18 protein-coding genes are annotated in these 18,745 nt (G+C 71.4%); 5 read left to right on the top strand and 13 right to left on the bottom strand.

What is annotated here, in order from left to right:
• Positions 1-104 precede the first annotated feature (104 nt).
• A complete protein-coding gene (locus CLM62_RS42710) occupies positions 105-827 on the bottom strand; it encodes a 2OG-Fe(II) oxygenase (protein ID WP_095755270.1) in 723 nt (240 codons plus the stop codon).
• Positions 828-1,004: 177 nt separating this feature from the next.
• Here CLM62_RS42710 and CLM62_RS42705 point away from each other — a divergent pair, with 177 nt between their 5' ends.
• The 3 genes from CLM62_RS42705 to CLM62_RS42695 all read left to right on the top strand — a co-directional run bounded on the left by CLM62_RS42705 (position 1,005) and on the right by CLM62_RS42695 (position 3,709).
• Positions 1,005-1,250, top strand: a complete 246-nt coding sequence (locus CLM62_RS42705; RefSeq protein WP_095755269.1) for a hypothetical protein — start codon at positions 1,005-1,007, stop codon at positions 1,248-1,250.
• A gap of 3 nt (positions 1,251-1,253) precedes the next feature.
• Positions 1,254-1,631, top strand: a complete 378-nt coding sequence (locus CLM62_RS42700) for a toxin Doc (RefSeq protein WP_095755268.1) — start codon at positions 1,254-1,256, stop codon at positions 1,629-1,631.
• 371 nt (positions 1,632-2,002) lie between these two features.
• Entirely contained in the window at positions 2,003-3,709 is a 1,707-nt protein-coding gene (locus tag CLM62_RS42695; protein WP_095755267.1) for an RICIN domain-containing protein, read from the top strand.
• Here CLM62_RS42695 and CLM62_RS42690 read toward each other — a convergent pair.
• The 3 genes from CLM62_RS42690 to CLM62_RS42680 form a co-directional block, all read right to left on the bottom strand.
• A complete protein-coding gene (locus CLM62_RS42690) occupies positions 3,636-4,805 on the bottom strand; it encodes a lactate 2-monooxygenase (RefSeq protein ID WP_095755266.1) in 1,170 nt (389 codons plus the stop codon). The genes CLM62_RS42695 and CLM62_RS42690 overlap by 74 nt on opposite strands.
• Positions 4,806-4,896: 91 nt before the next feature.
• Positions 4,897-5,595: an alpha/beta fold hydrolase gene (locus CLM62_RS42685; RefSeq protein ID WP_095755265.1), complete on the bottom strand. Its 699-nt coding sequence runs from the start codon at positions 5,593-5,595 to the stop codon at positions 4,897-4,899.
• 79 nt (positions 5,596-5,674) lie between these two features.
• Entirely contained in the window at positions 5,675-6,226 is a 552-nt protein-coding gene (locus CLM62_RS42680) for a hypothetical protein (RefSeq protein ID WP_095755264.1), read from the bottom strand.
• Positions 6,227-6,547: 321 nt separating this feature from the next.
• Between CLM62_RS42680 and CLM62_RS42675 the strand changes: the two genes are divergently transcribed.
• Positions 6,548-6,994, top strand: coding sequence for a protease inhibitor (locus CLM62_RS42675; RefSeq protein ID WP_095755263.1), 447 nt, complete (start codon positions 6,548-6,550; stop codon positions 6,992-6,994).
• A 145-nt stretch (positions 6,995-7,139) separates the two neighbouring features.
• Here the strand turns inward: CLM62_RS42675 and CLM62_RS42670 are convergent, their stop codons facing one another.
• From CLM62_RS42670 to CLM62_RS42660, 3 genes are read right to left on the bottom strand one after another with little or no spacing between them, the layout of a single operon-like run.
• Positions 7,140-7,361 (bottom strand): CDGSH iron-sulfur domain-containing protein, encoded by a 222-nt coding sequence (locus tag CLM62_RS42670; protein ID WP_095755262.1) that lies wholly within the window; start codon positions 7,359-7,361, stop codon positions 7,140-7,142.
• Positions 7,342-8,028, bottom strand: a complete 687-nt coding sequence (locus CLM62_RS42665) for a HemK2/MTQ2 family protein methyltransferase (RefSeq protein ID WP_095755261.1) — start codon at positions 8,026-8,028, stop codon at positions 7,342-7,344. Before CLM62_RS42665 ends, CLM62_RS42670 begins: the two co-directional genes overlap by 20 nt.
• Positions 8,004-9,119: an iron-containing redox enzyme family protein gene (locus tag CLM62_RS42660; RefSeq protein ID WP_095755260.1), complete on the bottom strand. Its 1,116-nt coding sequence runs from the start codon at positions 9,117-9,119 to the stop codon at positions 8,004-8,006. Before CLM62_RS42660 ends, CLM62_RS42665 begins: the two co-directional genes overlap by 25 nt.
• Positions 9,120-9,193: 74 nt before the next feature.
• Between CLM62_RS42660 and CLM62_RS42655 the strand changes: the two genes are divergently transcribed.
• Positions 9,194-9,802, top strand: a complete 609-nt coding sequence (locus CLM62_RS42655) for a flavodoxin family protein (RefSeq protein WP_095755259.1) — start codon at positions 9,194-9,196, stop codon at positions 9,800-9,802.
• Positions 9,803-9,810: 8 nt separating this feature from the next.
• Here CLM62_RS42655 and CLM62_RS42650 read toward each other — a convergent pair whose 3' ends face one another.
• From CLM62_RS42650 to CLM62_RS42625, 6 genes are all read right to left on the bottom strand, one after another.
• Positions 9,811-9,993: a hypothetical protein gene (locus CLM62_RS42650; RefSeq protein ID WP_095755258.1), complete on the bottom strand. Its 183-nt coding sequence runs from the start codon at positions 9,991-9,993 to the stop codon at positions 9,811-9,813.
• Positions 9,944-11,020: a hypothetical protein gene (locus CLM62_RS42645; RefSeq protein ID WP_095755395.1), complete on the bottom strand. Its 1,077-nt coding sequence runs from the start codon at positions 11,018-11,020 to the stop codon at positions 9,944-9,946. Before CLM62_RS42645 ends, CLM62_RS42650 begins: the two co-directional genes overlap by 50 nt.
• Positions 11,021-11,226: 206 nt before the next feature.
• Positions 11,227-12,729 (bottom strand): MFS transporter, encoded by a 1,503-nt coding sequence (locus tag CLM62_RS42640; protein WP_095755257.1) that lies wholly within the window; start codon positions 12,727-12,729, stop codon positions 11,227-11,229.
• Between the two features lie 112 nt (positions 12,730-12,841).
• Positions 12,842-15,658, bottom strand: coding sequence for an NHLP bacteriocin export ABC transporter permease/ATPase subunit (locus CLM62_RS42635; RefSeq protein ID WP_095755256.1), 2,817 nt, complete (start codon positions 15,656-15,658; stop codon positions 12,842-12,844).
• A 1-nt stretch (position 15,659) separates the two neighbouring features.
• Complete coding sequence (locus tag CLM62_RS42630; RefSeq protein WP_095755255.1) at positions 15,660-17,882, bottom strand: NHLP family bacteriocin export ABC transporter peptidase/permease/ATPase subunit; 2,223 nt, start codon at positions 17,880-17,882, stop codon at positions 15,660-15,662.
• Entirely contained in the window at positions 17,879-18,685 is an 807-nt protein-coding gene (locus tag CLM62_RS42625; protein ID WP_095755254.1) for an HlyD family efflux transporter periplasmic adaptor subunit, read from the bottom strand. The genes CLM62_RS42630 and CLM62_RS42625 overlap by 4 nt, the downstream gene beginning before the upstream one ends.
• Positions 18,686-18,745: the final 60 nt, after the last annotated feature.

The following is an 18,745-nucleotide window of genomic DNA, read 5'->3' as shown; positions in this document are numbered from 1 at the left end:
GCGTCGCCTGCCGCGGCAGCGGCTGATGTCACAGCCTGCTCCGCCTTGCAGCCGGCCGCACCCGCCCCGCTGACCGGCTCCTGCGCAGGCCCCTCGCCCGAGGCTCAGGACGCGTCGTGGAAGACGATCCCGAGGGTGTGCCGATGGCCCGAGCGGACCGTGCTCACCCCGTGCCGCATCGGTCCGGCCGACCAACCGCGCCGCGTGCGCACCGGCCGCTCCCGCGTCGTGAAGACCAGGCCGTGGCCCTGCCGGAGCACGCTCGCGATGCCCCGCGACTGGGCCCTGGGCCGCTGCTCCACCATCAGGAACTCGCCGCCCGTGTAGTCCGTGCCGTGCACGTCGAGACCGACGACCACCTGGAGCGGGAAGAGCATGTCTCCGAACACGTCACGGTGCAGGGCGTTCCAGTCGCCCTCCCCGTAGCGCAGCAGGATCTGCGCCGACCGGTCCTGCCCGGCCGTGTGGCAGCGCTCCAGCCACTCCTCCAGCGAGTCCGGCCACGGCGCCGGCCGGCCGAGCCGGGCCGCCCACTCCCGGGCGATCGGCAGCAGCCGCGGGTAGAGGGCCTCGCGCAGGGCGGCGACGGCGGTGGGCAGGTCGTGCGTGAAGTAGCGGTACTCCCCGGACCCGAAGCGGTGCCGCGCCATGTCGACGGTGGTCCGGAACAGCTCCGGTTCTTCGTACAGCGCCACCAGATCACGGCACTCGGCGGGCGTCAGCAGCCGCTCGGTCGGCGCGCACCCGTGCACGTCCAACTCCGAAGCCAGCGCGGTCCAGTCGGTGCCGGAGACCCGTCGGTGGGCTTGGTCGGTGGTGAGGGTCATGGGCTCGCCCCTCTTCTTCGTCTGTACTTCCCCTGTCCCGGCTACGAGTCTGCTGCCCCGTCCGCCCGGCGTCCGGCGGGAATCGGACATGGCCCTTCCACCGGATCGGTACCGCCGTACTACTGCCCTGACCTGGTGGTATTTACGAGTAAGTACCCGCGCGGTACCGTGAGGGGCATGCCAGCTCTCAACGTGGAGTTCAGCGACCGCGAGCTAGAGGACCTCAGGCAGATCGCCAAGGAGCGCGGTACGTCGATGAAGGCCCTCGTGCGGGAGGCCGCCGCCGCCGACATCGCCCGGCACCGGGCCTTGCAGGAGGGCGCGGAAGCCTTCCGCCGGTTCTTCGCGTCCCACGCCGACGAGTTCGCGGCCGCCTTCCCCGAGGACGAACCGCGCGCCAAGAGCGAGGGACGGGTCGCCTGACCGATGGCTCCCGTCGTCCACATCGATGTGCCCTGGCTGCTCCAGCGGCACGAAGAGGTCCTGCCGGACCAGCCCACGATCAACGACTTCTCGGCCCTGGTCGCCGCCGTCGCCCGCCACCGCGTCGATCCGCCGCGCCTCGGCGTGGACTCCGACCCCGCCTGGCGGGCCGCCGCACTGCTGCACACCCTCGCCCTGCTCAAGCCCCTGCCGTCGGCCAACGCCCGCTTCGCCTGCGCGACGGCCGTTGCCTACATGTTCGTCAGCGGCGTCGGCATCGACCCGCCGTATGGCGCCCTCGTCGACCTCGCCCGCGATCTGATCTCCGGTAAGACCGATGTGTACGGCGCGGCCGACCGGCTGCGCTCCTGGCAGATCTGACCCCTGCGCAGATCCGGTCCCACCGGAGGCGGCCGGTCGCACGCCCCCGCGTGCTCGGGTTTCGCACGGGACGCGTGCGCGAGAGCGAAAGCCAGTACGAGTCCGATGAGTTGATGTGTATTTGACTTTCCTTCAACGGTATGGATGTTGTCCAAGTGCCTTGTTGGCTCTGTGTGACTTGTGGAAGGGTGAACAGCCGGTGTGGGGGGTAAGGGCCGACCCGCATTCGTCCCGTGGGGAACCGGGGCGGATGGATGTCGGTGAATTCGTGCTCCCCGCGACCGCGGCCGAAAAGGTACGCGCCGATCCGGGTTCCTTTTCGGCAGCCATGACTTCTGTCAGTCCCATGTCCGTGGGAAGGAATCCACTCAGTGCCCACCCCCCACCCCCCTCGCCCGCCTTACCCTCCGCCCAGCGGGGTTCCCGAAGAATCCGACGAGAGCCTCGGCGCCGCGCTGAGAGCCCGTCCGGACGGTGAAGCCGGGCCGGCCGTCGCGCTGCTCATGGCACGACACTGGCAGCCGGTCCACGACTACGCGGTGATCTGCCTCGCCTCTCCGGCGGACACCGCCTCCATGGTCACCGCTGCCGCCTACCACCAGGTTCTCGACCGGCTGGCCCTCGGCGAGCCCGGCGTGGCGTTACGTCCCCGGCTCCTGGTGGCCGTCCGGGACACCGTCCGGGAGTGGTCGGCCGAGGACCGAATATCCGCAGTGATGCCGGATTTGGGGAAACCGGCCGGGGGGCGCGGTTTGCGCGCGGCCAAGTCCTTGACGCCCGAAAACCGCAAGTTGGCCGAGCGTTCATTCCACACGCTTCCCGGACTCGCCCGGTGTCTGTTGTGGCACGTCGAGGTGGAGGCGGAGCCCATAACCGTACCGGCCGGTCTCCTGGGCATGGATACCGACACCGCGTCGGTGGCTCTCGAACAGGCGCGTGAAAAATTCCGTGAGGGTTGTGTACATGCCCATCGTGAACTCGCGCCGACCAAGGATTGCCGCTTCTACAACCGCCTCCTCGATGTTCCGATTCGCCGGGGTGGAGCCCTGCTGCCGGATGTGCGGCAACATCTGGGGGAGTGTCGGCACTGCGGTAACGCCGCCGAACAACTGAGCCATTTCGAGGGCGGATTGGGTGTCCTGCTCGCCGAGGCGGTGCTCGGCTGGGGCGCCCGGCGCTATCTCGACACCCGCCCGGGCCGCTCCCAGCAGACGCCACGGACGCGCGGCTCCGCCCGGCACGGCGGCGGACGCCGCCGTCTGCTGCCGGGGATCCCCACGCCGGGCCGCCGGACTCCGGGCGGACCGCGCTCCTCCCGGACGCTCTTGACGGGGGTGGGCCTGGCCTCAGCCGGGCTGCTCGCGACGGTGTTCGTCGCCAGCCTGTGGTCGGACGACGACGGTGCCGACCCGGCCGCCTCCACCAGCGCGACCGGCGGCGTCGGTGCGGCACCCGGGAACGGCCCGACCCCGCCGACGGCGTCCCCCGCGCCGGGCACCGCCCAGCTTCCGGCCGTCCCGGACCGGACCAGGTTGCGCAACGCGGCCGCCGACCTGTGTGTCGACATCACCGGCAGACCCGAGGCCGGAGGCGGCACCGAGCTGGCGGAGTGCTCGTCGGCGGCGACCCAGCAGTGGTCGTACGAGGACGACGGACTGCTGCGCAGCGTGGCGGACCCCGACCTGTGCCTGGACTCGCACCTGGACGCCGGCGTGGTCGTCCTCGGCAGCTGCGCAGGCGAGAAGGCGAAGCGAGCGGACGATGTGCGCTACGACCTCACCGTGCAGGGGGAGTTGCTGCCCCGCTGGGACGAGCAGCTCGCCCTCACCCCCACCACCGAGGACCCGGGCGCCGACATCGTCGTCAAGGTCCGCGACGGCTCCGACGGACAACGCTGGCTGACCGACCCACCCGCGACGGCCAGCCCCGGCTCGCTGTCGGTCACCGGGACGCAATCGCCGTCGGCGCGGGCGGTGGAACTGTCGGACCGCGTCCAGCTTCCGGTCACGCCGAGTCCTCCACGAGGTCGGGGGGACCCACGGTGGCCGGCGTGGCGTGGCCCGACAGGGCGAGCGTGAGGTCGAACTCGGCGAGCAGGCAGCGGATCACGTGCTCGACGCCGGGCTGTCCGTCGAGGCCGAGCCCGTAGACGTACGGCCGTCCGACCAGGACCGCCCGCGCGCCGAGCGCGAGGGCCTTGAACACGTCGTCGCCCGTGCGGATGCCGCTGTCGAAGAGCACGGTCAGGCGGTCGCCGACCGCTTTGGCGACTCGCGGCAGCGCGTCGGCCGCCGCGACCGAGCCGGCCACCTGGCGGCCGCCGTGGTTGGACACCACCACTGCGTCCATCCCGGCGTCGGCGGCGAGGCGGGCGTCGTCCGGGTGCAGGATGCCTTTGAGGACGATCGGGCCGTCCCAGTTCTCCCTGAGGAACGCCAGGTCCGGCCAGGTCTTGCCGGGATCCGCGAACATGCCCACGAAGTGCATCACCGCCGCGTTCGGATCCTCGTGCACCGGCTTGGCCAGGCCCGCCTGGAAGGCCGGATCGGAGAAGTAGTTGGCGGTACCGACGCCGCGCAGGAACGGCAGATACGCCTGGTCGAGGTCGCGCGGCCGCCAGGACAGCAGCGGCGTGTCCAGCGTGACGACCAGCGCGGTGAACCCGGCAGACTTCGCCCGGTCCAGGAAACTCCGGGCCACCTCGAGATCCTTCGGCCAGTACAGCTGGAACCAGCGCTCGGCGTCCCCCATCGCCTCCGCTACCTGTTCCATCGGCGTGCTGGAGGCCGACGACAGGATGTACGGCACGCCCTGCGCGGCGGCGGCCCGGGCGGCGGCCGGCTCGGCGTCCGGGTGCATGATCGACAGCACGCCGACCGGCGCCAGGGCCAGTGGGGCGGGCAGCGCGCGGCCCAACACCTCCACGGACAGATCCCGTTCGTGCACGTCCCGCAGCATGCGCGGCACGATCCGGCGCCGCCGCAGCGCCGCCCGGTTGGCGCGGGCGGTGCTGCCGTCGCCCGCGCTGCCCGCCACATAGCCGACCGGGCCGGGGCCGAGCCGCTGTTCGGCCATCTCCTCCAGCCGGTTGAGATCGGTGGGCAGCCGCGGTACGGCGCCCGACATCCCGTTCAGATAGATCTCGTACTGGAAGTCCGCCCAGTGCTTGCCCATGCGTACCGCCCCGCCTCTCCTCGTCGAGCAGCGTCGTCCCGACGATCCTGGCGAGCCGGCGGCAGCCCGTCCACCAGGGGCGGGCCAGGAATCAGGATCCGGCGGCCGACTCGTGCAGGATCCGGGCCAGTTCGCGGGGCCGGGAGAACATCGGCCAGTGCCCGGTGTCCATGGTCACCAGTTCCCAGCGGTCGCTCTTGAGGAGTTCGGCCGCGGCGCCCCACGGCTCGTCGCCGTCGAGGAGGCATTTGATGTACGTGCCGGGGAGCTCGTCCAACGGGCGTGCCATGACCGCCGGTTCGGTGAGCGTGGCGCCCGGGTGCGGGGTGGAGCCGTCGACGATGCGGGCGATCTGTTCGTCGGTCAGTCCTTGACCCGCGAAGTGGTCCGCGGTGGGCGACGGCCAGAAGCCGCCGTTCTCCTCGATCTCCGCCCGCACATGGTCGCTCGGCCAGCCCGACAGGAAGGACTCCCCATCGACGGCGACATTGGCGTCCACCAGCACCACACGCCTCAGCCGGTCAACGATCCGGACCGCTGCCTGCCCCACCGGTATGCCCGAGTAGCTGTGGCCGGCCAGGACGATGTCGCGGAGATCGAGGCGTTCCACCTCGGCGACGATGTCGTCGACGTGGGTCTGTTGTCCGGGCGTCGGCGCGCCCTGCTTCTCGGCGAGGCCGGACAGGGTCAGAGGATGGACAACCTGCCCGGACTCACGCAGCGCGGCCGCCACCTCGTCCCACGCCCACGCGCCGAGCCTGGCACCGGCCACCAGTACGAAGTTGGTCATGCCCGCAACGTAGCGGACGGCCTGGAGCGCCTCGGGGTCGTACCAGCCGCGCCGGGTGCAGATGTGGACGATTCCTCCCTCACTTGTCGTCGGTCGGCGTGTCCTCCGGTTCGGCGTCGGGACCCTGCGCCCGCACCCGCTGGACGTGTTCGAGGGACTCCCGCAGCTCGGTGAGCCACTCGTCGGCGTGCCGCTGGACCAGCCGGACGCACCAGGCGAGGGCGTCGCTGCGGCTGCGGGCGACGCCGCCCGCGATGAGGGTGTCGAGGACCTGGCGCTCGGGCTGGCGCAGCCGCGTCATGACGGGCGCCGCCACATGCGTGAACAGGGCCCGCTGCCCGCCGCACTCCACGCCCCAGGAGACCTTCCGGTCGAACCGGTGCTCGGCCTCGCGGGCCACGGCGATCCGGGCGTCCCGGGTGCGCTCCCGGAACTCCTGGATCCGGCCCTGGACGGCCGCCTCCCGCTCGGCGGCCGAGGCTTCCTCGCCCAGCCGGGGTTCGGGGATGCGGCCGATCACGGTGATCTCCTCGCGGTCGGCCGTCACCTCGACCAGACCCTCGAAGAGGTCGTCCGGCAGGCGGCCGGCGAACCAGCCGCGCAGCTTCTCGTGTTGCTCGTTCGTAATCATGTAATCACGATTACTCCGATCGAATGTGAACACAAGGGGTCACGAGGGACTGCGCTGACGGCTGAATCGGAAGGTTTCAGGCCTATTGCCGAGCGGGGAAATCCGGCCAATCGGCCCGATCGAGCGATCAAGAATCGCCCACTCAAAGGGTTGGTGCGTTCGATTTCCGTGACTTCGCGCCACTGATTCAACACGCAATGTTACTGAAACCCATGGGGTCGATGTGAGTTTCGGCGGCGGACTCGGCAGACTCGCGCTCGCCGTTCCGGCACGGATCGAGCCGGTGCGGCACACCCTCGAATCAGCGGAAGGATGCACACAATGCGGAACACCGCGCGCTGGGCAGCGACCCTCGGCATCACGGCCACCGCCGTCTGCGGACCCCTCACCGGGGCCGCCCTCGCCGCCCCGGCCACAGTCCCGTCCAACGCCCCGACCACGCTCTACGCCCCCTCGGCCCTGGTACTCACCCTGGGCCACGGCGAGAGCGCGGCCACCGCCACCCCGCACCGCGCCGTCACCCTGACCTGCGCCCCGACCGCATCCGGAACCCATCCGGCCGTGGCCCCGGCGTGTGCCGAACTGCGCACCGCCGACGGGGACTTCGACGCCCTGACGGTCAGGGGCGGCGTCGCGTGCACCAAGGAGTACGAACCCGTGGTGGTCACGGTCGACGGCGTCTGGCGGGGCCAGCGCGTCTCCTATGAGCGCACCTTTGCCAACGAGTGCGTGAAGAGCACCTACGGGAGCGGCGTCTTCACGTTCTGAGGACCGGGATCGCACGGTCCCCGTGACCCTCCCGGGGGGCCCGCAGCTGGGGAGTGTGTGTGCCCCTGGCACGGGGACCTGTGATCTCGCACCGGGGGTCGGCGGGCGGAGTGGGGCCGCCCGCCGACCCCTCGGGTCACTGTCGTCAGTCCTCGCAGCGGCGACCGGTGTCGCTTCTGTCGCGGTGGCTGGTGTCGCACCAGGGATAGCGGCGGCTGCGGCGGCAGGTGCACAGGGCCACGCGGAAGCGGTCGGAGGACACCGTGGTGCCGTCCTCGAGTTCCACTTCCACCGGGCCCTCCACCAGGATCGGGCCCCGGCGACGCACCGTGATCCGGCGGGGCCGGTCAGACGGGGAGTTCGGCACGGACGACCACCAGCTCTTCCTTCTGCTCGACGGGGGACAGCAGTCCGCGCTCCCGCAGCCAGTCCTGCCGGGCGCGCAGCACCGGACCGAAGGAGATCCGACGACGGCGGGTCACGGCGGCCTTCAGGCCGGCCGCGCGCAGGCGCTCGACCGTCCGGCCGGGGTCGCTCAGCGCGGAGTGCACGATCAGCAGGACGCCGCCGGGACGCAGCCGTGAGGGGGCTTCCCGGCAGATCCGGTCCAGTACGAACCGCCCGTCCAGGCCCGCGTCCCAGGACCGGGCGGTGCCCCGGGGCGGTCGTCCGGTCTCCGGCGTCGGTACGTACGGCGGGTTGGTCAGGATGAGGTCGAACGACCGGTCGCGGACGGGAGCGAAGAGGTTCCCGCGTCGGATGCGCACCGGCACCCTCGCCAGCCAGGCGTTCAGGCGGGCCGTGAACACCGCGCGCCAGGACACGTCCACCGCGGTCACCCGGGTGTCGCGGCGGGCGGCCGCGAGGGCCAGCGCGCCGGTCCCGGTGCCGATGTCGAGGACGTCCGCGCCCGGCCGGAGCGGTTCCTCGGACAGGGCCCCGACCAGCAGGGCGGTGTCCTCCTGCGGGGTGTAGACACCCGGGAGGGCGAGCGGCGGCACGAGAGGGGTCACTGCGCCCGGGTACCCCGGCATTCAGGAGATACCGGGGATTTCGGAAGCGTGCGGTGTGCGCGGCGCAGGGGCAGGGGCGTTCGCGGCGAAGGGGGTGGGGGTGGGGGCGTGCGCGACTGCGACTCCAGAGGTGTGCGCAGGGACGACCGTCCCTCACGCCAGTCGGTGAGCAGCCGCGCGGCGAACCGGTCCTCGACATGGCCGGTGGCGTCGATGCCGAAGGCGACGTCGGCGGCGAGATGCGGCTCCTCGGCCAGCAGTCCGCCGATGACGTCGTGGCGTACGACCTGCTCGTGGACCGCGTCGGCCTCGACGTGCTCGTCGTAGAAGAACTCGGCGGCGGGCCCGGCGTGCGTGCGGCGCATCGCGTCGGCCAGGCGGCGGGAGCCGGGGGAGGACGTGATCTCGACCGCGGCGAAGTGGCCCACCAGGGCGCCCCGGAGGGCCCGGTGCAGGCCGAAGAGGGACATGAGGTTCACCGTGGCCAGGGCCTGAGCGCAGGCCGCGTCGAGGTAGCGGCCGTACGTCGTCTCCAGGCCCAGGTCGGCCATCAGGTCGGCGAACAGCCGCGCGTGCACGCGGTCGGGGCGGCCGCCGCCGAACTCGTCGAACTCCACCGCCGCCATGCCCGCCTTGGCCCTTCCCCACAGCCGCGGCAGCACCCAGGCGTGCGGGTCCGCCTCCTTGAGGTGGTAGAGGGAGCGCTGGGCGGCGTACTCGCGCAGCTGCCACAACTCGCCCTCCTTGCACAGGTAATGGGTGACGCCCGTACCGTCGACCGGCTCGACCAGGAGCTCCTCGACGGCCTCTTCGACGCTGTCGTGGACGGCGGTGTCCGCGCGCAGGGCGGACAGGAGACGGTGCTCCAGTGCCGCGCGCGTGCGCAGCAGGTCCGGGTCCCACTCGCGCTCCGGGGCCACGCCCGCGAAGCCGCGGTAGTGCAGTTCGTAGCAGAGGTAGAGGGCGAGCTGGAGGTCGTCGCCGTACACGGCCGATCCCGCGACGTCCTCCTGACGCGGCAGCGGTCCCGAGTCCAGCAGGTACTCCTCGACGGCTGCCGAGACCGGGCCACGGGCGGCGGGCAGCGGCGGTTCCGCGATGTCGTACGGCATGCGCCCCGGGTACCCCGCCGGTGCCGGGACACCCACCCGCGTGGAGTCGGCCGGGCGGGGTACTCCGGGCCGACATGAAGGCACTTGTGATCAACTGCACGCTCAAGAAGTCGCCGGAGCCGTCCAACACCCAGGCGCTCGCCCGGGTCGTCGTGGAGCAGCTGGAGAAGGACGGCGTCGCCGTGGAGGTCGTCCGGGCGGTCGATCTGGACATCGCGCCGGGCGTGGTCAGCGAGCCCGTGCACGAGGGCGACGACTGGCCTGACATGCACCGGAAGCTGCTGGGCTGCGAGATCCTCGTCGTCGCCTCGCCGACCTGGCTCGGCCGGCCGTCCTCCGTGACACAGCGTGTCCTGGAGCGGATGGACGCGCTGATGTCCGAAGCCGACGACGAGGGCAGGCCGGTCGCCTACAACCGGGTCGCCGGCGTGGTCGTCACCGGCAACGAGGACGGCGCGCACCATGTGATCAGCGAGATCTCCGGCGCGCTCACCGACCTCGGCTACACCGTTCCCGGCCAGGCGTGGACCTACTGGCACCTCGGGCCCGGCCCCGGCCCCGACTACCTCGACGACGAGCGCGGTCGTGAGTGGTCGCACCGGACGGGGCGGGCCATGGCCGCCAACCTGTACGGCGTGGCGCGGGCCCTCCAGGCGCGGCCCGTGGGGGCGCCGTCCTCGTAGAGCCCGCGTCAGTCCCCGTGGGACTCCTCCTGGGCATCGGGGTCGGGGGTGATGGCCTCCCCGGCCTCACCCCCGTGGCGTCGCTGCTCGGCGGAGTCCCCGGTGCGCCGCTCGGCGTCCTCGATCTCGCGCAGGACTTCCTCAAGCGCCGTCTCGGGCTGCTTGTCGTTCCGGTTCCGGTCGTGGGACACAGCTGTCTCCTTCCTCGGTCCGGCTCGAAGGGGTCGCGATGCGCAGCGGCACCGGATCCGACGGCGCGGCCTCCTCGTTGCGGCGGGCGATCTCCGCCCACCAGGCCGCCCCGTCCTCTATATGGCGCAACAGGACCCCCTCGCGGATCGCCCACGGGCAGACCGTGAGCGTCTTGATCCCGGTCAGCTTCATCGCGGTGTGCCCGACCACCGCGCCGGCCAGGCTCTGTGCCGCGCGCGGCGCGGAGATGCCGGGGAGCGCGGCGCGCTCGACGGCGGGGAGGGCGGCCAGGTGGTCGACAGCCTCCCGCAGGTCGGGGCGGTGCAACAGCCGTTCCACGAACGGGCCGTGGCGGCCGGGCGGGGCTCCGCACAGGCGGCCCAGTTGCTGGAAGGTGCGGGAGGTGGCCACCGCCGTGCGTGGTCCCTCCCAGCGGATCCGGGCGGCGACGTCCCTCAGCTGGTGGCGGACCTTGCGGCGCAGCGCCCGCACCAGCTCCGGCGGCGGCGGGTCCTGGTCGTCGAAGAACTCATGGGTCAGCCGTCCCGCACCCAGCGGCAGCGAGGCCACGAAGTCCGGCAGCCGGCCACGGCCGAAGGCCACCTCGAGCGAGCCGCCGCCGATGTCCAGCAGGGCGAGCGGCCCCGACCGCCAGCCCATCCAGCGCCGGGCCCCGAGGAACGTCAGTTCGGCCTCCACCTCGCCCGGCAGGGTGCACAGAGCGACCCCGGTCCGCGTCCGGACGGTACGCAGCACCTCCTGGCGGTTCGGGGCGCCGCGCACCACGGCGGTCGCGAAGGCCAGCGGGCCGGCCGCGCCCCATCGGGTCGCGGTTCTGCTCGCTTCGTCGACCGCGTCGACGAGCCGCTCCACGGCGTCCTCCGGAACCGGGCCTCCGGGCCGCACGTGATCGGACAGCCTCAGGCGCCATTTGGCGGTGTGGACCGGCAGCGGCACCCCACCCTCCGCGTCCGCCACAACCAGCCTGACCGTGTTCGATCCGACATCCACCACGCTGATTCGCATGGACCGGTGGGTACCCACTCGCGGCACCGTCCAACGTCAGCGGGGCTGTCCGACATTCGAGCGAAGAGGCGTCAAGCCGAAAAGACGCCAAGCGAAGAGGGGACAAGCGAAGAGAGGGCAAGCGAAGAAGGGGACAAGCGAAGAGGGGCTGCCGTCTCCCTGCAGACGGCGGCCCCTCGGACCAAGCGCGGCTCAGGCGAGGCCGCTCACATGTGGACGACCGGTGCCGCGTCCGCGTCCTGCTCGGGCACCCCGCGCCGGTACAGCAGGAACGCGATCAGCGTGCCGGCGGCGAAGAAGCCCGCCGACCACCAGAAGGCGGTGGTGTAGCTCTCGATCGTCGCCTGGGCCTGGGTCAGCTTGTTCGTCGGGTCCTTCCCGGCCAGGTAGTCGGTCGCGGCGCTCGCGGCCAGCGTGTTCAGCAGCGCCGTACCGATCGAACCGCCCACCTGCTGCATGGCGTTGACCGTGGCGGAGGCGACGCCCGCGTCCTCGGCGGCAACTCCGCCGGTGGCCAGCTGCATGGCCGGTGGCATCACCAGACCGAGGCCCACACCGATCACGATCAGCTGCGGCAGCACCGCGCTCGCGTAGTGCGAACCCGTCCCGATGCCGGTCAGCCAGGCCATGCCCCCCGCGGCGATCGCGAAGCCCAGCGGGATGACCGCCTTCGGTCCCATCCGCGGCACCAGGGCCGTGGTGCCGATCTGCGCGGCCACCATCAGCGCCGCCACCATCGGCAGGAACGCCACGCCGGTCTTGGTCGGGCTGAAGCCCAGGTTCAACTGCAGGTAGTAGGTGAGGAAGAGGAACACACCGAACATGCCCGCGCCGGAGATCAGCACGGCCAGGAACGAGGCCGCGCGGTTGCGGTCGAGCAAGATGCGCAGCGGCAGCAGCGGGTGCGCGGCGCGGGTCTGCCACCAGGCGAAGGCGGCCAGCAGCACACCGCCCGCGAACAGGAAGCCCCAGGCGGACGCGGAGCTCCAGTCGTGCGTCTCCGCGTTGGAGAAGCCGTAGACCACGGAGAACAGACCGGCGGCGACCAGGACGGTGCCCGGCACGTCCAGCTTGGAGTTCGTGGCGTCGCGGTGGTTGGACAGCAGTAGCCAGCCGCCCGCGAAGGCGACCACGGCGATGACGACGTTGACGTACAGCGTCCAGCGCCAGTCGAGGGCGTCGGTCAGGATGCCGCCGAGCAGCAGGCCGACCGCGCCGCCCGCGCCGGCGATGGCGCCGTACACGCTGAACGCCTTGGCGCGCTCGCGGGCGTCGGTGAACGTCGTGTTCAGCAGTGAGAGTGCGGCGGGTGCGAGGAGCGCGCCGAAGGCACCCTGCAAGGCGCGGGCCGTGACCAGCATCTCGAAGTTGGTCGCGGCGCCGCCGAGCGCGGAGACGGCCGCGAAGCCGACGATGCCGATGAGGAAGGCCGGCTTGCGGCCGAACAGGTCGGCTATGCGTCCGCCGAGCAGCAGCAGGGAGGCGAACGCCAGCGCGTACGCGGTGACGATCCACTGCCGGTTGCCGTCGGAGAACCCGAGATCGGCCTGCGCCGACGGCAGGGCGATGTTCACGATGGTGGCGTCCAGGACCACCATCAGCTGGGCCAGGGCGATGACGGCGAGAATCCACCACTTCTTGGACGAGGCGGCGGCCGACGAGCCGAGGGCGTCCTCCCGGCCGCTCTCGGGCAGAGTCTTCTGGGACATCGGGAACTCCAGGGAAGTCGTCCGAACGTTATGAGTACGTAAACGAAACTGTTTCGTACGCGTCGAGGCTAGACCACTTTCAGCGAAACGGCAAAGTTTCGCTAGGGACGCCTCACGCCATCTGCCGCCGCACCAGCTCGTGCAGCCGCCCCCCGGTGTCCGCGAGCAGCTGCGCCGGTGCGCCCTGCTGGGCGACCTTGCCGTCCTCCATCACGATCACCCGGTCGGCGTCCAGCACCGTCGACAGGCGGTGCGCGATGACGATCCGGGTGGCGTTGAGTGTCTTGGTGCTCTCGATGACCGTGCGCTGCGTCTCGTTGTCGAGGGCGCTGGTCGCCTCGTCGAAGAAGAGGATGCGCGGGCGGCGGATCAACGCCTGGGCGATCATGAGGCGTTGCCGCTGGCCGCCGGAAATGGCGCCACTGCCCGAGACGATCGTGTGCAGGCCCATCGGCATCCGCTTGATGTCCTCGGCGAGTCCCGCCATCTCGGCCGCCGCCATCGCCTCCTCCGGCGTGTACGGCTCGGTGCCGCAGATGACGTCCAGGATGGAGCCGGTGAACGGCTGGGCGTGCTGGAGGACCACACCGCACTGCCGCCGTACGGCCGACTGGTCGAGGGCGGCCAGGTCCTGACCGTCGTACAGCACACTGCCCGAGACCGGTTTGTCGAAGCCGATCAGCAGCCTAAGCAGCGTCGACTTGCCGCAGCCGCTGGGGCCGACGATCGCCACGAACTCTCCCGGCCGTACCTCGAACGACACGTCGTCCAGCACCAGCGGACCGTCGTCGGAGTAGCGGAAGGAGAGCCTGCGGGCCTCGAGCCCTCCGGACAGCGGGCCCGGCCGGGTGCTCGCCGTGCGTACCTCGGGCGTGGCCTCCAGCACCGGCTTGATCTCCTCGAACAGCGGCAGCGCGGCCACCGCCGAGACGAAGGAGCCGGTCAGCTGGGTGACGGCCGTCAGCAGCATCGTCACCGAGGTGTTGAACGTGAGGAACGCGGCCGCCGACATCGTCCCGCGCGCCGGACCCGCCAGCAGCATGAACATCAGCAGCGTGCACACCGGCAGATACACCGCGCCCATCACCGTGGTGAGGTTCTTGATGCGCCCGACCCTCTGCTGCAACTCGCGGCTGCGCGCGAACTGGGAGGCCCATGCCGCGTAGGCGTAGTTCTCGGCCGCGGCCACCCTGAGTTTCGGCAGGCCCCGCAGCGTCTGGAACGCCTGGTTGTTCAGCTTGTTGCCGAGCACCACCAGCCGCCGCTGCCAGCGCACCTGCCACAGCCCGAGCCCCAGGAACACCCCGGCGATGACGACCAGCATGCCGATCGCCGCCAGCGCCATCGGGACGCTGTACCAGAACAGCAGTCCCAGATTCATCGCGCCCACGGTCACCGACTGGGCGACCACCGGGCCGACGCCCGCCATCAGCCGACGGATCGAGCTGATGCCCATCGCCGCGCTCGCCAGCTCGCCGGTCGAGCGCTCGGTGAAGAACTTCGTCGGCAGACGCAACAGCCGGTCCCAGACGGCCGGTTGAAGCGTCGCCTCGATACGGCCCTCCAGCCGGAGGATGGTGAGGTTCTGCAGCAGCATGAAGGCCGCCGCCACCACGCTGCTGATCATCACGGCCAGACAGACCTGCACGATCAGATCGCTCTGCGCCTTCGGCACGAACTCACCGAGAACCTTGCCGGTCGCGACCGGCACCAGCGCCCCGATCGCCACCGTCACCAGGCCGCTGACCAGGAGGTTCGTCAGGTCTCCGCGCGTTCCGCGCATGCTGAACCGCAGCAGCCGCAGCGGGCTCAGCCCCCGGTCGGGCAGCGGACGGTAGAACATCACCGCGCGCGACTCGAACTCCTCCGCGTTGGCCTTCTCGATCGGTGTCTCGCGACCGGTCGACGGATGCACGGCCACGTATCCGCCCCGCCGCCACAGCAGCGCGACCGGTGCGCCGGACAGGGCACGGTGGCCCACCAGCGGTCCGACGTTGTCGTGCCACCAGCGGCCTTCCAGGCGAATGGCCCGGGTGCGCACCCGCGAGGCTAGGGCGACCTGCTCGACCGGATCGAGGCGGTCGCTCTCCGTGCCGGACTGCGCGGGTTCGGCGAGCGTGATCCCGGCCGCCTGCGCGACCAGCTTGCACGCCGCGTAACTGGCGTCCGCGTCGGCGGCCGTGGTGCGCTGCGAGGACCGCTTGCCGATCGACGCCAGCAGCGTCCGGTCGGCCTGGGCGCGCACCGCCTCGCCGGCCCGGATGCCCTCCGCCGTGCGGTTCTCGTGGGTGCGCTCCAGATCCTCGATCCAGCGGTCCAGCGTGGTCAGCAGCCGGTACTGCTGATCGACCATGCTCTGCCAGACCGCCGGGTCCATCAGCAGATCGGCGGCCGCCTCCGCGCCGTACAGCGAGCCGTACTGCACGCTGCCCGGCGGCACCTGCATCCAGAAGACGTCGTCGTCGGTGAGCGCGGCGGCCCGCTCGGTGGCCATCGGCGCCTGGAAGAGGATCGACAGGCTGCGGCCGACGCCCAGGGCGAGCGCGTACTCCAGAGGGCTCGTCGTCGGCGGTACGTACTGGGGGTTGCCGTACTCGTCGTACGACCAGGTCTGGGTGCTCGCGGGCTGGTACAGCTCGCGCAGCCCGATGCGGCGCACCACGCAGTCCCGCAACGGGCGTGCCACCAGGGTGTGCTGGGGTCCCGCCACCGGGCCCAGCAACAGGGAGCCCGCCTCCAGGCGGCCCAGGTGGTGCCAGTGGCCCTGCTGCCCGGCGTCCACGGCGAACAGGTCGACGGCTCCGGCCGCGACCAGCCACAGCACCTGTGGTCCTTCGAGGTCGATACGGCTGAAGCCGGCGCAGTCGATGGGCGTGCCCAACGACCCGAGCGCGCCCAGGACGAGGTCCCCCTCGTGCGCGGTCGTCATCTCAGTGCTCCCTGACCAGCCGTGCGTACGCGCCACCGCGCGCCACCAGCTCCTCGTGCCGCCCGCGCTCCACGATCGTTCCCTGCTCGAGTACGACGATCTCGTCGCTGTCGCGCACGGTGCTGAGCCGGTGCGCGATCACCACACAGGCACAGCCGCGCTTGCGCAAGTTGTCCATCACCACCAGCTCGGTCTCCGCGTCCAGGGCGCTGGTCACCTCGTCGAGGACCAGGATGCTGGGCCTGCGCACCAGCGCCCGCGCGATCTCCAGGCGCTGGCGCTGCCCGCCGGAGAAGTTGCGGCCGTCCTGCTCGACCTTGCTGTGGATGCCGCCGGGCCGCCGCATGACCACGTCGTACAGGGCCGCGTCCCGCAGCGCGTCCACCACCGCGTCCTCCGGGATCGACGGGTCCCACAGCGCCACGTTGTCCCGGACGGTGCCCTCGAAGAGGAACACGTCCTGGTCGACGAAGGAGACGGAGGCCGCGAGCGCCCCGCGCGGGATGTCGTCCAGGCGCTGCCCGTCGATACGGATCACGCCCTCCCACGGCGCGTACAGGCCCGAGATCAGCCGGGACACCGTCGACTTGCCGCTGCCCGAGCCGCCGACCAGCGCGACCTGCTGACCCGGTCCGACGGTCAGGTCGAAGCCGGTCAGCAGCGGCTTGTCCAGCGGGTTGTAGCCGAAGCTGATGTTCTCCAGCTCGACATGGCCGTGCAGGCGGCGCGTCGACTCGCCGGCGCCGGGGCGGCCGTAGAGCGGGTCCGCCTCGAAGTTCTCCACGTCCTTCAGCCGCGCCACGTCGGCCGCGAAGTCCTGGATGCGGCTCGCGACGCCATTGAGGCGGGTGATCGGGGCGGTGAAGCGGGTGACCAGCGACTGGAAGGCGACCAGCAGACCGACCGAGATGCCACCCTCCACCGCCCGCATACCGCCGATCCACAGGATCAGCGCGCTGTTCAGCGTCGCGAGGGTCGGCGCGACCACACCCAGCCAGGCGCTCGGCACCCCGAGCCGCTGCTGCTCCTCCAGCGTGGTGGCGTGCTGCCCGGCCCACTTGCGGAAGTAGCCGTCCTCACCGCCGGTCGCCTTCATCGTCTCGATCAGCTGCAGGCCCGTGTAGGAGGTGTTGGTGAGCCGGGCGCTGTCGGCGCGCAGCTTCGCCGTACGCGTGGCGCGCAGCCGGATGACGACCCGCATGGCCACGATGTTCAGCAGCGCCACGCCGATGCCGACGTACGTGAGCTGGGGGTCGTACGTGTAGAGCAGGACCGCGTAGAGGACGACGACCACGGCGTCCACGCCCGCCGCCGCGAGGTCGCGGGCCAGCGTCTCGGCCACCTGGTCGTTGGACTGCAGCCGCTGCACCAGGTCGGCCGGGCTGCGCTGGGAGAAGAACGTCACCGGCAGCCGCAGCAGATGGCGCAGGAAGCGGGCGCTGGAGAGGGTGGAGGAGATGATGCGGCCGCGCAGCAGGTTCGCCTGCTGCAGCCAGGTCAGCACCAGCGTGAGCAGCACGCACGCGCCCATCGACGCGAACAGCACGGAGAGCAGGGAGGTCTGGTTCCCGATGAGGAACTCATCGATGTAGGTGCGGCTGAGCGCGGGCACGGCCGCGCCGACCACGACGAGCAGCAGGCTCGCCAGCACCGCCGCCGGCATCGTGCCCGCGGTGCCGCGCAGCCGGGCCGGCATCGCGCCCAGCACGCCCGGCTTGCGCCCGCCCTTGGTGAAGCCCTCGCCGGGCTCCATCACCAGCACGACACCGGTGAAGCTGCCGTCGAAGTCCTCCATGGGTACAAAACGGCGGCCCTTGCCGGGGTCGTTGATGTACACCCCGCGGCGGCCGAAGCGGCGGCCCATGCCGTCGTAGACGACGTAGTGGTTGAACTCCCAGAACAGGACGGCGGGTGTCTTCACGCCGGCGAGGGCGGCCGTGTCCATCTGCATGCCCTTGGCCGTCAGGCCGTAACTGCGGGCCGCCTTCAGCAGGTTGCTGGCCCGCGAACCGTCCCGGGACACACCGCAGGCGATGCGCAGTTCCTCCAGCGGGACGTGCTTGCCGTAGTGGCCGAGCACCATCGCCAGGGAGGCGGCGCCGCACTCGACCGCCTCCATCTGGAGGACGGTGGGCGTGCGGACGGTCTTCGACTTGCCCTTCGGGACGGGGCGCTTGGGCGGGGCGGCGCGGCGCCTGCCGCGGGTGTCCTGTGCGGCGCTCACGGCAGCAGCCAATCCGCGGGATGCTGATCGGCCAGCCGGATCGAACCCGTGGCCATCGTCATGGAGGTGAGCGCGAACGGCGGCCCGTCCGCGGACGACCACTTGTAGCCGCTCTTCGTGCCGGAGGACTTGTCCAGCTCGACCAGGACGGCCACCGGCCTGCCGTCCTTGGTGAACTGCTCGCCGAGCTGGTTGTCCCCGAGGAACCCGGAGATCTGCTGGGCGGACTGGGCGGAGCGGTCCACCGACTTCACATGGCCGCGCAGCACGCCGTACTCCTGCGTGGGCACCGACTGCACGGTCAGGTCCACGGCGGCGTTCGCGGGAATGGAGGCCGCGTTCTCGGCGGGCACGTACACGGTGGCGTAAAGGGGGTCCTTGGCGCGCGCCACCTTCTCCACGGCGGCGACATTCGCCCCGGTCTGGATGATCTGCCCGATCGTGGCGGCGAGCGCGGTGATCCGGCCCGCGGTGATGGTGCGCACCACGCTGTCGCCCTCGGCGGTACGGACCTTCAGGACGGGGGAGTTGGCGGGCAGCCGCTTACCCTCCTCGGCGAGGACGCCGGTGACCTGCCCCGCGACCGGGCTCTGCAAGATGTAACTGCCCTGCCCGTGCGTGAGGATGGCGGGCGCGCTGACAGTGGAGGCGACCGAGCCGGTCACCGCCCACACGGACGCGGCGGCCATGACGACCACCGTCACGGAGAGCACGAGCCAGCCCTGGGGGCGGGCGAAGCGCACCGGAAGGTCGAGCTCTTCGGGCGACTGCAGCTTGGCGAGGGCCTGTTGGCGGAACTGCACGGAACTTCCCTCACCTGTGGGAGAGATCTTTTACTGAGATCTTTTACGGCATCCGAGAGT

Origin of the sequence: Streptomyces sp. SA15, from assembly GCF_002291145.1 — a bacterium.
Taxonomy (GTDB): Bacteria; Actinomycetota; Actinomycetes; order Streptomycetales; family Streptomycetaceae; genus Streptomyces.
This window is presented reverse-complemented; position numbering and strand designations above follow the sequence as displayed.